We start from the raw sequence: 15,315 nt of genomic DNA, 5'->3' as shown, positions 1-15,315 counted from the left end.
ATGGTGATGTCGATATCGAATGTATGGCGATGACGTATCAACGAATATTACAAAGTTCAAATTGTGAAACATTACTCGCCCATCGGATTTTCGTCACGGCATGGACAACCATATGCCGGTATTCAGGGCGGTGGCGTAACCCACCCAGGCGATATATGGCAGCATCAGCAGGCCGGCGATCCGGTCGTGCGCCATGAATGCCCGGGTGGTCAGGACGATCGCGATCAGCAGCAGCAGGATATCGATCAGCGCCGCGCCGGTCAGATGCAGGCCGAAGAACAGCACCGACCAGGCGAGGTTCAGCGCCAGTTGCGCCAGATGCAGGCGGAGCGCCCCGCGCGCATGGCCAAGCCCCGATGCCCGCCACACCCGCCAGGCGGCAACCGCCATCATCAGATAAAGCGCCGACCATACAGGGGCGAACAGCCAGTCGGGTGGCGTGAAGCCGGGCTTGGGCAGCAGGCGGTACCAGCCGTCGATCTCGGGCGTGGTGACGGCGCCGCCGATGCCCGACACCACCGCCGACAGAAGAATGAAGCCGATCAGCATGCCCAGCCCCTGCCGTGACAACAGGGATGGCGGCTGGCGGCGGGCGGGGACGGCAGATCCGGCCATGATGACGGCTCCTTGAAACGAACATGCGGTGCGGTGCCGGCCCAGGGCCGGATACGTCAGGGCCGGATGCGGGCAAGTGGGATGGCGCCGCCATCGGGCGTCACCTCCACCACCACGATTTCGCCCGAGGCGGGAAAGATGCCGGTGACGGCGGTGATGTTGACCTGATGGCTGACCATGATCAGCGGCGGATCATCCGCCTGCCGGCCGGCGATGCGGTCGCGGATCGCGGTTGCCGCCGCATCGGCGCGGCCACGATCGCCGAAGAAACTGTCCAGCGGCGGAAACGGCAGTGCCGGCCCCAGATCAAGCAGCCGCGCGGTCTCGGTGGCCCGGCACCAGCGGCTGGTCAGCACGGTTGCGGTGGTGATGCCGGCCGCGGCCAGCCGCCGGCCGGTGGCCGTCGCTTCGGTTCGGCCCTGATCCGACAGGTTGCGTTGGGTGGCACAGTCATCCAGCCGGAAATGATCGGGGTCGCCGGTGCCGGGGGCTGTCGCGTGGCGCATCAGCGCCGCATGCGCCGGGCGGGCCAGCAGCGCCGCCATGGCAGCCATATCGGTGGTGACCATATCGGTGGTGACTGGCATCTGCGCGCGGTCTTGTGCGCGGGCCTCGGCCTGCCCGAAGGCAACCAGAAGCCCCAACGCGACCAGAAACCCGTGCATCATCAGCGCCGCCGGCGCGCCATCCTGTGTCCGTGCCAACCGATCCGCCTCCGCTTCGATCGCGCGCAGGCATATCGGCGCCCGCCGTCAGGGGATATAGCGGTGGTTGCGGCCGTGACGAGGGGGCGTTGTGCGATGACAGTGGATCAGAGACCGGCCGACATCCGGATCCAGGTCGCCCAGGCCATCAGCGTGCCGAAGATCAGGATCAGCGCCGGCGCCGCGAAGGCGAGGCCGCGATCGATCAGCCAGCCGCCGCGTGCCCCGGCACCCCCTGCCGCCAATGCCACCAGCGACCGGCGCACGCCGATCACCCCCAGGCCGATCAGCACCACGGTGATCGCCGACCCCAGGCTCATCGCCAGCACCCCGGCCATGCCCAGCAGAAACGCGCCCTGGCTCATCGAGAACAGCAACAGCAGGATCGCGCCGGAACAGGGCCGGATACCGGCGGCGGCGATCATGCCCCAGAAGGCATCGGGATGGCGGCGCCGGGGGGCTGCGGCGGCATGATCATGGCCCTCATGGCCCTCATGGTGATGATGTTCATGATGTTCATGATGTTCATGATGCCCATGGCCATGATGCGCGTGATCGTGATGACCGTGGTCATGGCCCTGATCATGCTCGTGGTCATGGCCGCAGGCGGCGCGGCCGCGCAGCAGATTGGCGATCATCCAGCCGCCCATCGCAGCGATCAGCGCATAGCTGGCCAGTTCCAGGGCCAGCGGGTCGGTCATCCGCCCCAGCCCCTGGCGCCCCAGCACCAGGGCCAGCCCGCCGATCGCCACGATCGCCACCAGCCCCTGCATCAGGCTGATGGCCACGCCCATCACCAGGCTGGTACGGGCCTGTGCCGGCCGCCCGGCCAGATAGCCGGCCACCGCCACCTTGCCATGGCCGGGGCCGGCGGCGTGCAGCACGCCATAGGCGAAGGCCAGGCCGATCACGGTCAGCGCCGGACCGATGGTGCCGGCGCGCACGGCCTCGCCCAGCGCGCCTGAAATCATGGCGTTCAGCTCGCCCTGCCAGCGGATGATCTGTGCCAGCACCGGCCCCAGAAAGCCGGCGCCGATCGCCGCGGTCTCGATGGCGGGTGGCGCTTCGGCAGCGCCGCCGCGCCCCAGATAGGCCGAGGCCATGGCCGCGGCCGACCAGATCATCATGACGGGCCCGATCAGCAGGGCGGGCCAGATCAGCGCGAGCGCAGGCCCCGGCCGGCGGCGGATGCGGCGGTTAGCCCGGTGGTCAGGAGCTGGGGCAGACGACATCAACGACCTCGGGGTTCACATAGCCGAAATAGATCGGGTTCAGCGTGTCTTCGCGGGTGGCGGTGCGGCAGGCATCCAGCGGTGTGCCGGTCAGCACCAGCGCATCGGCGGGCATGGTGAAGGCGATGAAGAATTCGGGGTCATACACCCCCACGGTCAGGCGCTGGCGCAGGGCATCCACCGGCCGGGCCAGGTTGACCGTGAAATGCATGGTGACCACACCATCGCCCAGTCCGGCGCCCGGATCGGCCACACCCGCCAGGTCAACGAAGGATGCATCCGCCTGAACATGGGTGAAATAGCCGTAATCCTGCATGTTCTTCAGCAGCTCGGCGGTCAGGGCCGCCTGTTCGGCCGCATCGAAGGCGCTGTTCTTGTCGGTGTCGAAATCCTCGACCAGCACCGATGACAGCATGGCGTCGAAGGTCCAGCGCATCTTGAAGCCCTGCACCATGCGGCCGTCGGCAGCCATGACCGGCGTCGCCGCGGCGGTGATCCAGACATGCGGGTGGGCCTGGGCGGGGCGCGTCAAGACGGAGGTCGCCATCAGGCCGGCAATACCGCCAAACAGCATGGCGCGGCGGATGGCCGGAAAGGGTGAGGGCATCGGCGGGGCTGTCCTCGGGCGACGACGATCGGGAACGGATGACTCTGGTGGCGCAGACGGGGATCATCCGGCGACCGACGGTAGCAGCGGCGGGCGGGCTGTCGCAACGGTCTCCGTCGTTTCATGGATCGTGATTTCAGAACATGGACACGGCCGGCGTCGATGACGAGTGGCTGTCGGCGCAATTTTCTTAAATTCTGATGCTGCCGGGTGGCCTGTCATTTGGGTAAGATGCCGGCGGCCCGTCACCGGAGCATGACGCCCCTGACGGCAACCGATGCGACCGCAGTCGAACATGCGGCGCCGACCAGCGACGTGACGGGACCAGCCGGTGACGGACGGGGCAATGACGATAGCCAAGGACACCGCGGCCGGCGGTGGGCGTAAGCCCGGTCCTGAGCGTACTTCTGATATTTTGCGACGTCTGATCCGCGACTGGCCGGGCGAGCGGATCAGCCTTCAGGATCTGACCGCCGTGATGGGGGAGCGTGCCTTCGGCGCGCTGATCCTGCTGTTCGCGCTGCCCAACTGCCTGCCTCTGGGCATTCCCGGCCTGTCGGCGGTGCTGGGCGCGCCGATCGTGCCCTTTGCCATCGGGCTGATGCTGGGACAGCGCAGTCCGTGGCTGCCGGCCTTTCTGGGCCGGCGATCGTTCCGCAAGACGGACTTCATGCGGGTATTCGACCGGGCCCTGCCCTGGCTTGAGCGCGCCGAACGGCTGTTGCGCCCGCGCATGACCTTTCTGGTCGATGGCCGGGCGGAGCGGGTGATGGGCTTTCTGATCCTGATCCTGTCGGTCGTGCTGGTGCTGCCGATCCCGTTCGGCAACAATCCGCCGGCCATCGCCATCGCCGTGATCGCCCTGGGCCTGATCGAGCGTGACGGCCTCACCGTGATCATCGGTTATCTTCTGGGGCTGCTCAGCGTCATCGTGGCATCGGCGGTGGTGCTGGCGCTGTTCAAGGCGGTGGTCTTCTTCCTGCTGCATATGTTCAGCTGAGGCAGGCTCTCCACGTCGGCAGGCCCTCCACGGGTACTGGCCGGCGGATACGGGTCAGCGCCGCCGCAGCGTGCAGGCGGCGGCCACGGCGCCGGCCATCAACGCCAGGGCGCCGGCGATGAACAGCGGGCGATGTTCCCCCATCACCGCATACCAGCGGGTCATCGCGAAACCGGCGATGCTCTGTGCCACCGCGAAGCTGACGGTCATCGCCGCCCAGGCCTGGCGCTGGCGGTGCGGGCTGGCGATTTCGGTGATCCGGCCGGCGATCATCGTGCCCATGCCCGGCGTCAGCAACCCCACCACCATTGCCGATGCCGCCAGCGCCCAGGGTGTGGCGGTGAAGGCGGCAAGCCCGATCGCCAGCCCCTTCAGCACCAGCCCCGCCACCAGGGTCGGGCCGAAGCCGATCCGTTCGGCGATCAGGCCCACGGTGATCGGCCCCAGCGCGGCGCCTGCGCCGAACAGGCTCCACGAGGTGCCGGCGGCGGCAAGGCCCAGGCCCAGGGTGCGGGCGACATAATCGGCCCAGAACAGGGTGTGGGGCACGAAGCCGAAGGCGTCGAGCGCATAGGCGAGGCCGACCAGCGCCAGCGCGATGCCGGTTGCCGCCGGCGGCACGCCCAGATGACCGGCATTGGCGGATGCCATGGGCGTGCCGCGCGGCCAGCCATTCCAGGCGACGATGCCCAGGACGAAGGCAAAGACTGTCAGCATCACCCAGGCTTCGACGACGCCGTAACCGGCGGCGACCGGCACGAGCTGGCCCGAAATCACCACGCCGAGCCCCACCCCGGTGAACACCATGCCCGCCACCCGGCCGCGGCGGCGGGGCGGGGTGGCGGTCAGTGCCATCGGCACGGCCACGATCATCAGGATGGCACCGGTGATGCCGCCGGTGGCCCGCCAGAGCGCCAGCCAGCCAAAGCCCAGATTGAGGATCGAGGCGGCGAACGAGATGACGGTCAGCGCCACCGCCAGACGGATCAGCAGCACACCCGGCACCGCCCGTGCCAATGGTGCCGCGGCCAGCGCACCCAGCAGATAGCCCGCCAGATTGATCGCCCCAAGCGTGGCCGCATCGGCGGCCGGGTACCAGCCGCCCTCGACCAGAGCCGGGATCATCGGCGTATAGGCGAAGCGGGCGAGCCCCAGCCCGATCAGCACGGCGGCGAATGCGGCGGCGGCGGTGCGCCACGGAATACGGTCGTCATCGCCTGCGGTCTGCGTGGATATCGCCATGGCCGTCTCGGTTCCCCTGCCGTGAACGGTCCGGTCTGCCGCGGACCTTGCAGCGTCCGCCGCGGGTACTCGGCGACGCGGTGATCATCGTCATGATGCGGTGCGTTCTGTCGAGCCGGAGATTGCGGCCCGGCCGCATGGCTGCCATGCGGGGGCGCGACGGTCATCCGCGATCACATCACATATCTGATACTGCATTCACATATGCGTTGATGGCCTGGACGACCGCATGCGGTGTCTCCTACAGTTGATCGCGACGACAGAGGTGCCGACACCGGTTGGCGCCACCACGCATGCCCTTGACAATTCTGACGGATATCTCCGGTCGCGCCAACGGCCGGGCAGGGGGAAGTCATGCCTTGGCGTGCGGTTCATCTGATCGATGCAGACGCCGGTTCACGGCGCGATCTTGCCAGGAGGAAACAATGAGTATCTTACGCTGGGGGAGGGCCGGTCTCGGGACCGTGCTGGCTCTGACGTTGTCGATCGGGATCGCTGGAGCGGCCGAGACCGTCACCTTCCGGATTTCGGTCGACACCTCACCCACCCATGTCCGGACGGTCTGGGTTGAAGAATTTGCCGAACGGCTGAAGGCCCGGTCCGATGGCGCGCTCGATGCCACCGTCTATCACAGCGGCCAGTTGTTCAAGGACGTGAACGTCGCCAAGGCGCTGCGTCAGGGCAGCGTCGAGATGGCCGTGCCCGGTAGCTGGGTTCTGGGCGGCTTCGAACGCCGGCTGGATGCATGGAACCTGCCGATGCTCTATGGCCATGGTCCGGACGAGTATCATGCCGTGTCTGATGGCGAGCCCGGCCGGATCATCGGCGCGGCGCTTGAAGAGAAGCTCGACGTCAAGGTACTCGGCAAGTGGTTCGACCTGGGCGCCAGCCACACCTATTTCGCCAGCCGCAAGGTCGAGACCTATGACGACATGAAGGGCGCCAAGGTGCGCTTCCCCGGTGGCGCCGGCCTTTCGGCGCGTCTTGAATATCTGGGGGCGACGCCGGTTCTGGTGCCTTGGCCCGACGTGCCGCTGGCGATGTCGCGGGGCAATTTCGACGGGCTGATCACCACCAATGAAAGCGTAAAAAGCGCGAAGCTTTGGGAAAGCGGCCTCAAATACGTGTTCGAGGACTATCAGATCTTCGGTCAGTACATCCCGATGGTCGCGGGCGATTTCTGGAAAAAGCTCACACCCGATCAGCAGCAGTTGATGACCGATCTGTGGGACGAGGTCGCGACCGAAGAGCGCGTGGCGGCCCTGGCAGCCCAGCAGGATGCGGGCGAGGAGGCAAAGCGCCAGGGCGTCGTGTTCGTGACGCCGACGCCGGAGCAGCGCACGGCCATGCGCCAGCGGATGATGGAGCGCCAGGACGAGACCGCCAAGGCCATCGGTATTCCGGCCGATTTCGTCGAGACCGTGAAGGCGGCGCTTCCGCCCGATTGATGCCGGTCCCCACAAGCGCATGCCCGCCTGGGTCCGCAGAAGACAGCTAGGCCCGCAGAAGACAGGCTCCCGTCACAGGTGGAGACGCCGTTGAACCGCGTCCTGACGCTCGTTGAACACGAGCTTGTGGGTGTCGTCGCGACCGTCGCGATGCTGCTTGCGACCTATCAGCTGCTCAGTCGTTACCTCTATCCGCCGGCCTCGACCCACTGGATCGACGAGGTGGTGATCTACCTGATCATCTGGGCGTCGTGCCTCAGCTTCAGCGGTCTGGTGGCGGGCAATGCCCATGTCCGCGCCGACCTGGTGTTGCGCATGCTGCCGCAGCGATTGCAGCGGCGGGTGGAAATGGTCAACACCCTGGCCGCGCTCGCCCTGTGCGGTCTGCTGGTCTGGTTCGGTGGCCGGATCGTGTTCGACGCCTGGGATATCGGTGAGACCAGCCTCAGCGAGCTTCAGTTCCCGATGTGGGTCTATTACCTGGCCCTGCCGGTGGCGGGCGGGCTGATGGCGCTGCGCTATCTGGCCCGGCTGGCCGGCCTCGCCTCGGGCCGCATCGGCGGGCAGGACGTGCTCGATGGCGGAGGTCACCTGTGAGCCAGGCGCTTTTCGGTCTCTTCTTCGTCTTCCTGGCCGCCGGCATGCCGATCTTCGTGGTGCTGGGCCTCACCGCCGCCGTCCTGCTGGCCGCCGATGGCAGTTCATTGCTGCTGCTGGCACAGAAGGTGCTGGACGAGCTGAATTCCGAGCTGTTGATGGCGCTTCCGTTCTTCGGCATGGCGGCGGTGTTCATGCAGCGCGGCGGCATTGCCGGGGCGCTGATCGACGTCTCGGCGGCGTGGATGGGGCGCCTGCCCGGCGGGCTGGGGGTGGTCGCGGTGGCCGGCTGCACGATCTTCGCCGCCATCGCCGGGTCCAGCGTCGCGACCGCGCTGGCCATGGGCACCATCCTGGTGCCGGCGATGGTGGCGCGCGGCTATCCGGCCTCGTTCTCCACCGCCCTCATCGGCACCGGTGGCACGCTCGGCATTCTCATTCCGCCCAGCCTGCCGCTGATCCTGTTCGCGATCATCGCCGAACAATCTGTGCCGCGTCTGTTTCTGGCCGGTGTGGTGCCGGGGGTGCTTCAGGCGCTGCTGCTGATCGCCTTCGTGATCTGGACCGCGCGCCGCAAGGGCTATCCGCCTGAGCCGCCGATGAGCCGGGCCGGGTTCATCCGGGTCAATCTGCGCGCCCTGCCGGCGTTCTCGGTGCCGGCGATCGTCGCGGTCGGCATCTATGGCGGCTTCGTCACCGTCACCGAGGCGGCGGTGCTGGCGGCACTGGTGGCGATGCTGGTCGGCATGCTGGTCTATCGCGGTTTCACGTTGCGCCAGGCGCCTGGGGTGATGGGCCAGGCGGTGCGCTCGGCGGCCAGCATCATGGTGATCATCGCCATGGCGCTCGCCTTCGGCCACTGGGTCACGGAAAGCGGCGTGCCTGCGGCGGTGGTCGATTTCGTGACCGCCAACGAGCTTGAACCCTGGCAGTTCCTGCTGGCGATCAACCTGCTGCTGCTGATCCTCGGCATGTTTCTGGAAGTCGCCTCGATCATCCTGATCGCGGTGCCGATCCTGCTGCCGGTGGTGACGGCGCTCGGCATCGATCCGATCCATTTCGCGATCGTGATCGTGGTCAACATGGAGATCGCGCTGCTGACCCCGCCGGTCGGGCTCAACCTCTATGTGCTGTCCAGCATCTCGAAGGTGCCGGTCAGCGAGGTGATCCGCGGGGTCTGGCCATTCATCGGCCTGTTCGCGGTCTATCTGGCGCTGATCACCTATATCCCCGAACTCTCGCTCTGGCTGCCGAACCTCGTCTACGGCAACTGACCCGTCCCGGAGGAGACATCTGCATCATGACTGATATCGACGCGACATCCGTGGGCGCCACGGGCGGTTTCGCAGCGGCGCTGGCCCGGCTCGGGCGCGAGCCGCTGCCGGAGGAGGCGCTGGTCGCCGCCCGTCACTGCCTGCTCGACTGGATCGGCGTGTCCCTTGCCGGGCGCCATGAACCGCTGGTCGACATTCTGGTCGACGAGGCGTTGGACGACGGCGCCGGCGGCGCGCTGCCGCTGATCGGCCGGCCGGAACGGCTGCCTTTGTCACAGGCGGTTCTGATCACCGGCGCCATGTCGCATGCGCTGGATTACGACGATGTGCATCTGGCCATGCTGGGCCATCCGGGGGTGGCGGTGATCCCCGCCGCCTGGGGGCTCGCCATTGCCGGCGGGCATGACGGCGCGGCATTTCTGCGGGCGGTGATCGCCGGCTATGACATCGCCTGCCGTGTGGGGCGTTATGTCGGGCCGTCGCATTACCGGCGCGGCTGGCATGCCACCGGCACCGTCGGCACCTTCGGGGCGATGGCGGCATCTGCCGTGCTGCTCAAGCTTAACGAGGCGCGCATCGCCCAGGGCCTCGGCATCGCCGGCACCCAGGCCGCCGGGCTGAAGGCGGTGTTCGGCACCATGAGCAAGCCGCTGCATGCCGGACGCGCCGCCATGAACGGGTTGCTCGCCGCCCGGCTGGCGGCGCGGGGCTTCACCGCCCATCCCGATATCCTGGGCGTGGCGCAGGGCTTCACCGACACGCAGTCGGATGGCGCCGATCCTGAGGCGGCCTTCGCGCCGGCGCCGCTGGGCGGGTTCCATATCCGTTCGACGCTCTTCAAGTATCACGCCGCCTGCTATCTCACCCATTCCTCGATCGAGGCGGTGCGGTCGCTGGCCGATGCGGCACCGCTGGACCCGCAATCGGTGCGGCGGGTGGTGGTGCGGGTCGACCCAGGGCATCTCAGGGTCTGCAACATTCCCGAACCCCGCACCGGTCTTGAGATCAAGTTCTCGCTGCGCATGACCACGGCGCTGGCGCTGGCCGGCGAGGATACGTCGCGTGAGGCGCTCTATTCGGATGCGACGGCCGCGCGGCCCGACCTCATCGCCCTGCGCGACATGGTCGTGGTCGAGCCGCGGGAAGCCTCCAGCGCCACGTTGTCCGAGGTCGAGATCACTCTGGCCGACGGCGCTGTCCGGCGGACCGCATGTGATGTCGGCGTGCCGGCCCCGGACCTCGACCGCCAATGGCAGCGGCTTGCCACGAAATTCCTGGGCCTCGCCGAGCCGGTGCTTGGCGCCGTCGGCGCCCGGGCGGTGCTGGAGCGGGTGCGCGTGCTGGATGCGGGCTCGGATCTTGCCGACCTCGCCCGGCTGTGCGCCGCCGCACCGCCCCGTGCGGCCAACTGATCCACCCCAAGGAGGTTCACCGGACATGACCGATGATTTCCGGGCCCGGGCGCAACTGCTCGCCCGTGGCAACCGCTATGAGGATTTCGAGCCCGGCCGGGTCTTCGAGCATCATCTGGGCCGCACGCTGACCGAGGGCGACAACATCGCCTTCACCACGCTGACCCTGCACTACAACCCGCTCTACTTCAACGCCGCCCATGCCCGTGGCCATGGCCATGGCGGATTGGTCGCCAACCCGTTGCTGGTGTTCAACATCGTCTTCGGCCTGTCGGTCGAGGATCTGAGCGAGGGCGGCGGGCCGTTCCTGGGCGTCGACCAGCTCAACTATCTGCGGCCCGTCCAGGTGGGGGAAACCCTGCTTGCCCGCAGCCGGGTGCTCGACCGGCGGACATCCGACAAATTCAAGGATTACGGCATCGTGACCTGGGCGACCGAGGGCTTCACGCCCGAGGGCGAGACGGTCGTCACCTTCCAGCGGTCCAATCTCGTGAGGTACCGGCAGTGACCACGCATCCTGAAAGCTCGGGCTACATGACCGAGGACCGCCGGATGATCCAGCAATCGGCCCGCGACTTCGCGATGCGCGAGGTGCTGCCGGTGGCCAACCGGCTCGATCCCGAACAGGGCGACATCCCGATGGCGCTGCGCGACAAGATGGCCGAGATGGGCTATTTCGGCATCACCATCGACGAGACCTATGGCGGGCTGGGCCTCGGCTGCTTCGAATATTGTCTGGTCGCCGAGGAACTGGCGCGCGCCTGGATGAGCGTCGCCAGCATCATCGCCCGTGGCAACGGCATGATCGGCTTCGATGCGATGAGCGAGGCGCAGCGGGCGGAGATCATGCCGCGCGTCGCCTCGGGGCAGTATCTTGGCGCATTCTCGATGTCGGAGCCGAATGCAGGATCGGATGTCGCCAACATCACCTGCCGGGCGCGGCGGGATGGCGATGACTGGCTGATCACCGGCAATAAATACTGGTGCACCTTCGCCGATGGCGCCGATTACATCATCGTCATCGCCCGCACCGGCGCCACGACCGACCCCAAGGCGCGCCACAAGGGCCTGTCGATCTTCATCGTCGACAAGCCGCGCGGCGAGCTGCCGCCCGGCTGCCAGGGCAGCCCGATCCCCAAGATCGGCTATTTCGGCTGGAAGACCTGGGAACTGGCCTTCGACGACTGCCGGGTGCCGGCCTCGGCCATGGTGGGTGAGGAAGGCCGCGCCTTCTATGCCGTCACCCACGGGCTGGAGAAGGCCCGCGCCCATACCGCCGCCCGCGCCATCGGCCTTGCCCGCGCGGCGCTGGAGGATGCGACCGCCTATGCGCAGGAGCGCGTCCAGTTCGGCCGGCCGATCGCCGACTTCCAGTCGATCCGCTTCAAGCTCGCCACCATGGCGACCGAGATCGAGGCTGCCCGGCAGTTGATGTATTTCGTCTGCACCGAGATCGACAGCGGCCGGCGCTGCGACAAGGAGGCGGCGATGGTCAAGTATTTCGCCTCGGAAATGGCCGAGCGGGTGACCAGTCAGGGCCTGCAGATCCTGGGGGGCGCCGGCTATACCAAGCTGCATGCCATGGAGCGCCACTGGCGCGACGCGCGCCTGACCAAGATCTTCGAGGGCACCTCCGAGATCCAGCAGCGCATCATTTCCGACCATCTGCTCGGACGCTGAGGAGGCGGACATGTTGAGCACGCTCACCGCATCGTCGAAATATTTCGAGGACTTCACCCCCGGCGACGTCTACCGCCATGCCCGCGGCAAGACCGTCACCGAAATGGACAACGTGATGATCACCAACATGGTGATGAACACGGCCGAGGGGCATTTCAACGAGCATCTGATGAAGGGCAACGAGATCTTCGGCCAGCGTGTCGTCTTCGGCGGCATCAACATCTCGATGGTCGTTGGCCTCGCGGCTCAGGACACGGCAGCCAATGCCCTGGCCGAGCTTGGCATGGACCGCATCCGTCTGCGCCACCCGGTTGTCCATGGCGACACGCTCTATGCCTATAGCGAGGTGCTGTCGGCGGTGGATGCCGAGCGCGAGGATGCGGGTGTGGTGACCTTCCGGCATTGGGGGGTCAACCAGGACGACCGCATCGTGTTTCAGGGCGAGCGGCGGGTGCTGGTCAAGCGGCGCAGCCATTGGGGGGCGAAATGAGCCCGCTGCCGGGCGCGCTCGCCGGGCTGAAGGTGATCGACCTGACCGTGATGCTGGCGGGCCCGTTCTGCACCATGCTGCTCGCCGATCAGGGCGCCGACGTGATCAAGGTCGAGCCGCCCGAGGGCGACAACACCCGGCGGTTCGGCCCGTACATGGCGGATGATGAGCAGCGCATCTTCGGCGGCTATTTCCAGAGCGTCAACCGCAACAAGCGCAGCATCGCGCTCGACCTGAAGAGCGCCGGCGGCCGCGCGACCTTCGAACGCCTGGTGGCCGGCGCCGATGTGGTGGTCGAGAATTTCCGCGCCGGGGTGATGGACCGGCTGGGGCTCAGCTACGAGCATCTGCGCGCCATCAACCCGCGGCTGGTCTATGCCTGCCTGCGCGGCTTCGGCGACCCGCGCACCGGTGCCAGCCCCTATGTCGACTGGCCGGCCTATGACGTGGTCGCCCAGGCGATGGGCGGCGTGATGGGCATCACCGGCCCCACCCCCGACCAGCCGCTGAAGGTGGGGCCCGGCATCGGCGACACCGTGCCGGCCACCATGCTGGCCTTCGGCATCCTGGCCGCCGCCCGCCATGCCGACCGCACCGGCGAGGGCCAGTTCGTCGACATCGCCATGTATGACAGCATCCTGGCGCTGTGCGAGCGGATCGCCTTTCAGCATTCCTATACCGGCGTGGTGCCGCATCCGGAAGGCAATGGCCATCCGCTGCTCTGCCCCTTCGGGCTGTTCCGGGCCGCCGATGGCTGGGTGGCGATCGCCTGCCCGCAGGACAGGTTCTGGCGCGACCTCTGCGCCGCGATGGGCCGGCCGGAACTGGGCCAGGATCCGCGTTACGCCCTGAACAACGACCGGGTCGCGCATAAGGCGGATGTGATCGCCGCGGTCACCGCCTGGACCGAAACCCTGACCAAGGCCCAGGTCAGCGCCGCGCTGGGCGGCGAGGTGCCCTTCGGGCCGGTGAACGACGCCGCCGACATCTTCGCCGATCCCCATGTGGCGGCGCGCGAGATGCTGCAGCCGGTCGAGCATCCGGGCTCGACACACACCGCCATCATCGCCGGCGTGCCGCTGCGCATGACCCGGACCCAGGGCCGGGTCCGCAGCCGCGCGCCGCTGCTCGACGAGCATGCCGACGCGATCCGCGCCGAATTCGGCATCGGCGTCGCGGACTGACGATCTCGTGAACCGGATCATCGGGCCGGGCCATTCGGCCGGGCCATCGAACCAGGACCAGACATCATGACCAATACCCCGATCTCCCGCCCGCGCCGCCTGCGCCGCAGCCAGTTGAGCGTGCCCGGCAGCAGCGAGAAGATGATGGCCAAGGCCGCGGCCTCGGCCGCTGATCATGTCTTCCTCGACCTTGAAGACGCGGTCGCACCGAATGCCAAGGTGGCGGCGCGATCCAAAATCGTCGCGGCGCTGCGCGATCATGACTGGGGCCGCAAGACGCGCTGCGTGCGGATCAACGATCTCGGCACCCAATATGCCTATGAGGACGTGATCACGGTGGTCGAGGGTGCCGGCGCGCATCTCGATACCATCATGGTGCCGAAGGTGAAGACCGCCCATGACGTGATGTGGATCGACATCCTGCTCGGCCAGATCGAGCGCAAGCTGGGCCTCGACCGCCGGATCGGCGTGGAAGTGCTGATCGAGGAGGTCGAGGGCATGATGAACATCGATGCCATCGCCGCCGCCTCGCCGCGGCTGGAATGTCTGATCTTCGGCATGGGAGACTATTCCGCCTCTCAGGGTATTGATATCGGCGGGGGCTTCGGACCGGCCGGCTATCCGGGTGATATCTGGCATTATCCGCGCTATCGGCTGGCGATCGCCGCGCGCGCCAATGGCCTGGACGCGGTTGATGGCCCCTTCGCCGATTTCCGCGACCCCGATGCCTATCGCGAGGAATGCCGCCGGGCGATGACCTTGGGTTGTGTGGGCAAATGGGCGATCCATCCGGCCCAGATCGAGCCGGCGCTTGAGGTCTTCTCGCCCTCGGCCGAGCAGGTGGCCCGTGCCCGCAAGCTCGCCGCCGCCTATGCCGAGGCCCAGGCGCGCGGCGAGGGTGCCGTGCAGGTCGACGGGGTCATGGTCGATGTCGCCTCGATCCGCATCCTTCAGAACGTCGTCGATAAGGCGGCGCTGATCGGGATGTGATGGCGGCGTGGCGGGGGGCGGTGATCGCCATCCCGCCCTGATCACGCCGGGTGAAACAGAAGGGGGCATCCATCCATGGCCGAGGGCGAGGGGGTGGTCAAATCGGCGGGGCGGGTTCTGGGCCTGCTGCAGATCTTCGCCGAGCATCGTCGGGCGATGCGGGTGTCCGAAATCGCCCAGGCGCTGGGCATCCCGCAATCCAGCACCTCGATGCTGCTGAAAACCCTGACCGCGATGGGCTATGTCAGCTTCGATGCCGAAGCCAAGGCGTTCAGGCCCACCCTGCGCGTCGCCCTGCTGGGAGCCTGGCTCAACGACGAATTCTCCCGCGAGGGCAGCGTCGACGAGATGATGGTCGCGATGGCGCGGGCGACGCAGGACGCGATCATCCTGGGGGTCGAGAGCGGCGTGTATTCCGAATACATTCATGTCGTGCAATCGGAACAGGCTCTGCGCTATGCCTTGCGGCCAGGCACCCGGCGGCCGCTGCCGGCCACCAATATCGGCCGGGTGCTGCTGTCGCTGAAGCCTGATGACGAGATCGAGCGGATCGTGCGCCGGATCAATGCCGAGGCGGCCGAGACCGACCATCGCTTCGACGTGGCCGAGACGATGCGGGCGATCCGCGCCATCCGTCGCGAGGGGCATTCCTTCTCGCACAACCTGATATCCAGCGGCGCCAGCGTCATCGCCCTGCCGATGCCGACCCCGGCCGGCTATAAGCCGATGGCGATCGGCGTCGGCGGCCCGACCGACCGGCTGGTGCGCGGCCATGATGTCATCCTGGCCGAGATGCGCCGGCTGATCGCTCAATATCTGGGGAGTTGAAACGTGGGCGCG

The 15,315-nt window shown here is 67.4% G+C and carries 16 protein-coding genes; 11 read left to right on the top strand and 5 right to left on the bottom strand.

The window, feature by feature from the left end:
- Positions 1 to 93 precede the first annotated feature (93 nt).
- The 4 genes from WG924_RS21510 to WG924_RS21495 form a co-directional block, all read right to left on the bottom strand.
- A complete protein-coding gene (locus WG924_RS21510) occupies positions 94 to 615 on the bottom strand; it encodes a TspO/MBR family protein (RefSeq protein ID WP_345935114.1) in 522 nt (173 codons plus the stop codon).
- A 56-nt stretch (positions 616 to 671) separates the two neighbouring features.
- Complete coding sequence (locus WG924_RS21505; RefSeq protein WP_345935113.1) at positions 672 to 1,319, bottom strand: histidine phosphatase family protein; 648 nt, start codon at positions 1,317 to 1,319, stop codon at positions 672 to 674.
- 107 nt (positions 1,320 to 1,426) lie between these two features.
- Positions 1,427 to 2,446 (bottom strand): nickel/cobalt transporter, encoded by a 1,020-nt coding sequence (locus tag WG924_RS21500; protein WP_345935112.1) that lies wholly within the window; start codon positions 2,444 to 2,446, stop codon positions 1,427 to 1,429.
- An 82-nt stretch (positions 2,447 to 2,528) separates the two neighbouring features.
- Positions 2,529 to 3,158, bottom strand: coding sequence for a DUF1007 family protein (locus tag WG924_RS21495; protein WP_345935111.1), 630 nt, complete (start codon positions 3,156 to 3,158; stop codon positions 2,529 to 2,531).
- A gap of 346 nt (positions 3,159 to 3,504) precedes the next feature.
- Here WG924_RS21495 and WG924_RS21490 point away from each other — a divergent pair, with 346 nt between their 5' ends.
- Positions 3,505 to 4,158 (top strand): exopolysaccharide biosynthesis protein, encoded by a 654-nt coding sequence (locus tag WG924_RS21490; protein ID WP_345935110.1) that lies wholly within the window; start codon positions 3,505 to 3,507, stop codon positions 4,156 to 4,158.
- A 54-nt stretch (positions 4,159 to 4,212) separates the two neighbouring features.
- Here the strand turns inward: WG924_RS21490 and WG924_RS21485 are convergent, their stop codons facing one another.
- A complete protein-coding gene (locus WG924_RS21485) occupies positions 4,213 to 5,400 on the bottom strand; it encodes a YbfB/YjiJ family MFS transporter (protein WP_345935109.1) in 1,188 nt (395 codons plus the stop codon).
- A 425-nt stretch (positions 5,401 to 5,825) separates the two neighbouring features.
- Here WG924_RS21485 and dctP point away from each other — a divergent pair, with 425 nt between their 5' ends.
- The 10 genes from dctP to WG924_RS21435 all read left to right on the top strand — a co-directional run bounded on the left by dctP (position 5,826) and on the right by WG924_RS21435 (position 15,303).
- Positions 5,826 to 6,848 (top strand): TRAP transporter substrate-binding protein DctP, encoded by a 1,023-nt coding sequence (dctP, locus tag WG924_RS21480; protein ID WP_345935108.1) that lies wholly within the window; start codon positions 5,826 to 5,828, stop codon positions 6,846 to 6,848.
- Positions 6,849 to 6,938: 90 nt separating this feature from the next.
- A complete protein-coding gene (locus WG924_RS21475; RefSeq protein WP_345935107.1) occupies positions 6,939 to 7,445 on the top strand; it encodes a TRAP transporter small permease in 507 nt (168 codons plus the stop codon).
- Complete coding sequence (locus WG924_RS21470; RefSeq protein WP_345935106.1) at positions 7,442 to 8,719, top strand: TRAP transporter large permease; 1,278 nt, start codon at positions 7,442 to 7,444, stop codon at positions 8,717 to 8,719. Before WG924_RS21475 ends, WG924_RS21470 begins: the two co-directional genes overlap by 4 nt.
- A gap of 26 nt (positions 8,720 to 8,745) precedes the next feature.
- A complete protein-coding gene (locus tag WG924_RS21465) occupies positions 8,746 to 10,131 on the top strand; it encodes an MmgE/PrpD family protein (protein WP_345935105.1) in 1,386 nt (461 codons plus the stop codon).
- Positions 10,132 to 10,156: 25 nt separating this feature from the next.
- A complete protein-coding gene (locus WG924_RS21460) occupies positions 10,157 to 10,639 on the top strand; it encodes a MaoC family dehydratase (RefSeq protein WP_345935104.1) in 483 nt (160 codons plus the stop codon).
- Between the two features lie 26 nt (positions 10,640 to 10,665).
- Entirely contained in the window at positions 10,666 to 11,811 is a 1,146-nt protein-coding gene (locus WG924_RS21455) for an acyl-CoA dehydrogenase family protein (protein ID WP_345935240.1), read from the top strand.
- A 10-nt stretch (positions 11,812 to 11,821) separates the two neighbouring features.
- Positions 11,822 to 12,301, top strand: a complete 480-nt coding sequence (locus tag WG924_RS21450) for a MaoC family dehydratase (protein ID WP_345935103.1) — start codon at positions 11,822 to 11,824, stop codon at positions 12,299 to 12,301.
- Positions 12,298 to 13,485 carry a CaiB/BaiF CoA transferase family protein gene (locus tag WG924_RS21445; protein ID WP_345935101.1) on the top strand — a complete coding sequence of 396 codons (1,188 nt, stop codon included), beginning with the start codon at positions 12,298 to 12,300 and terminating at the stop codon, positions 13,483 to 13,485. The genes WG924_RS21450 and WG924_RS21445 overlap by 4 nt, the downstream gene beginning before the upstream one ends.
- A gap of 66 nt (positions 13,486 to 13,551) precedes the next feature.
- A complete protein-coding gene (locus WG924_RS21440; RefSeq protein WP_345935100.1) occupies positions 13,552 to 14,475 on the top strand; it encodes an HpcH/HpaI aldolase/citrate lyase family protein in 924 nt (307 codons plus the stop codon).
- Between the two features lie 75 nt (positions 14,476 to 14,550).
- Positions 14,551 to 15,303: an IclR family transcriptional regulator gene (locus WG924_RS21435; RefSeq protein WP_345935099.1), complete on the top strand. Its 753-nt coding sequence runs from the start codon at positions 14,551 to 14,553 to the stop codon at positions 15,301 to 15,303.
- The last annotated feature ends 12 nt before the right edge of the window (positions 15,304 to 15,315 follow it).

The sequence above is a fragment of the Tistrella arctica genome (assembly GCF_039630945.1).
Classification (GTDB): Bacteria; Pseudomonadota; Alphaproteobacteria; order Tistrellales; family Tistrellaceae; genus Tistrella; species Tistrella bauzanensis.
This window is presented reverse-complemented; position numbering and strand designations above follow the sequence as displayed.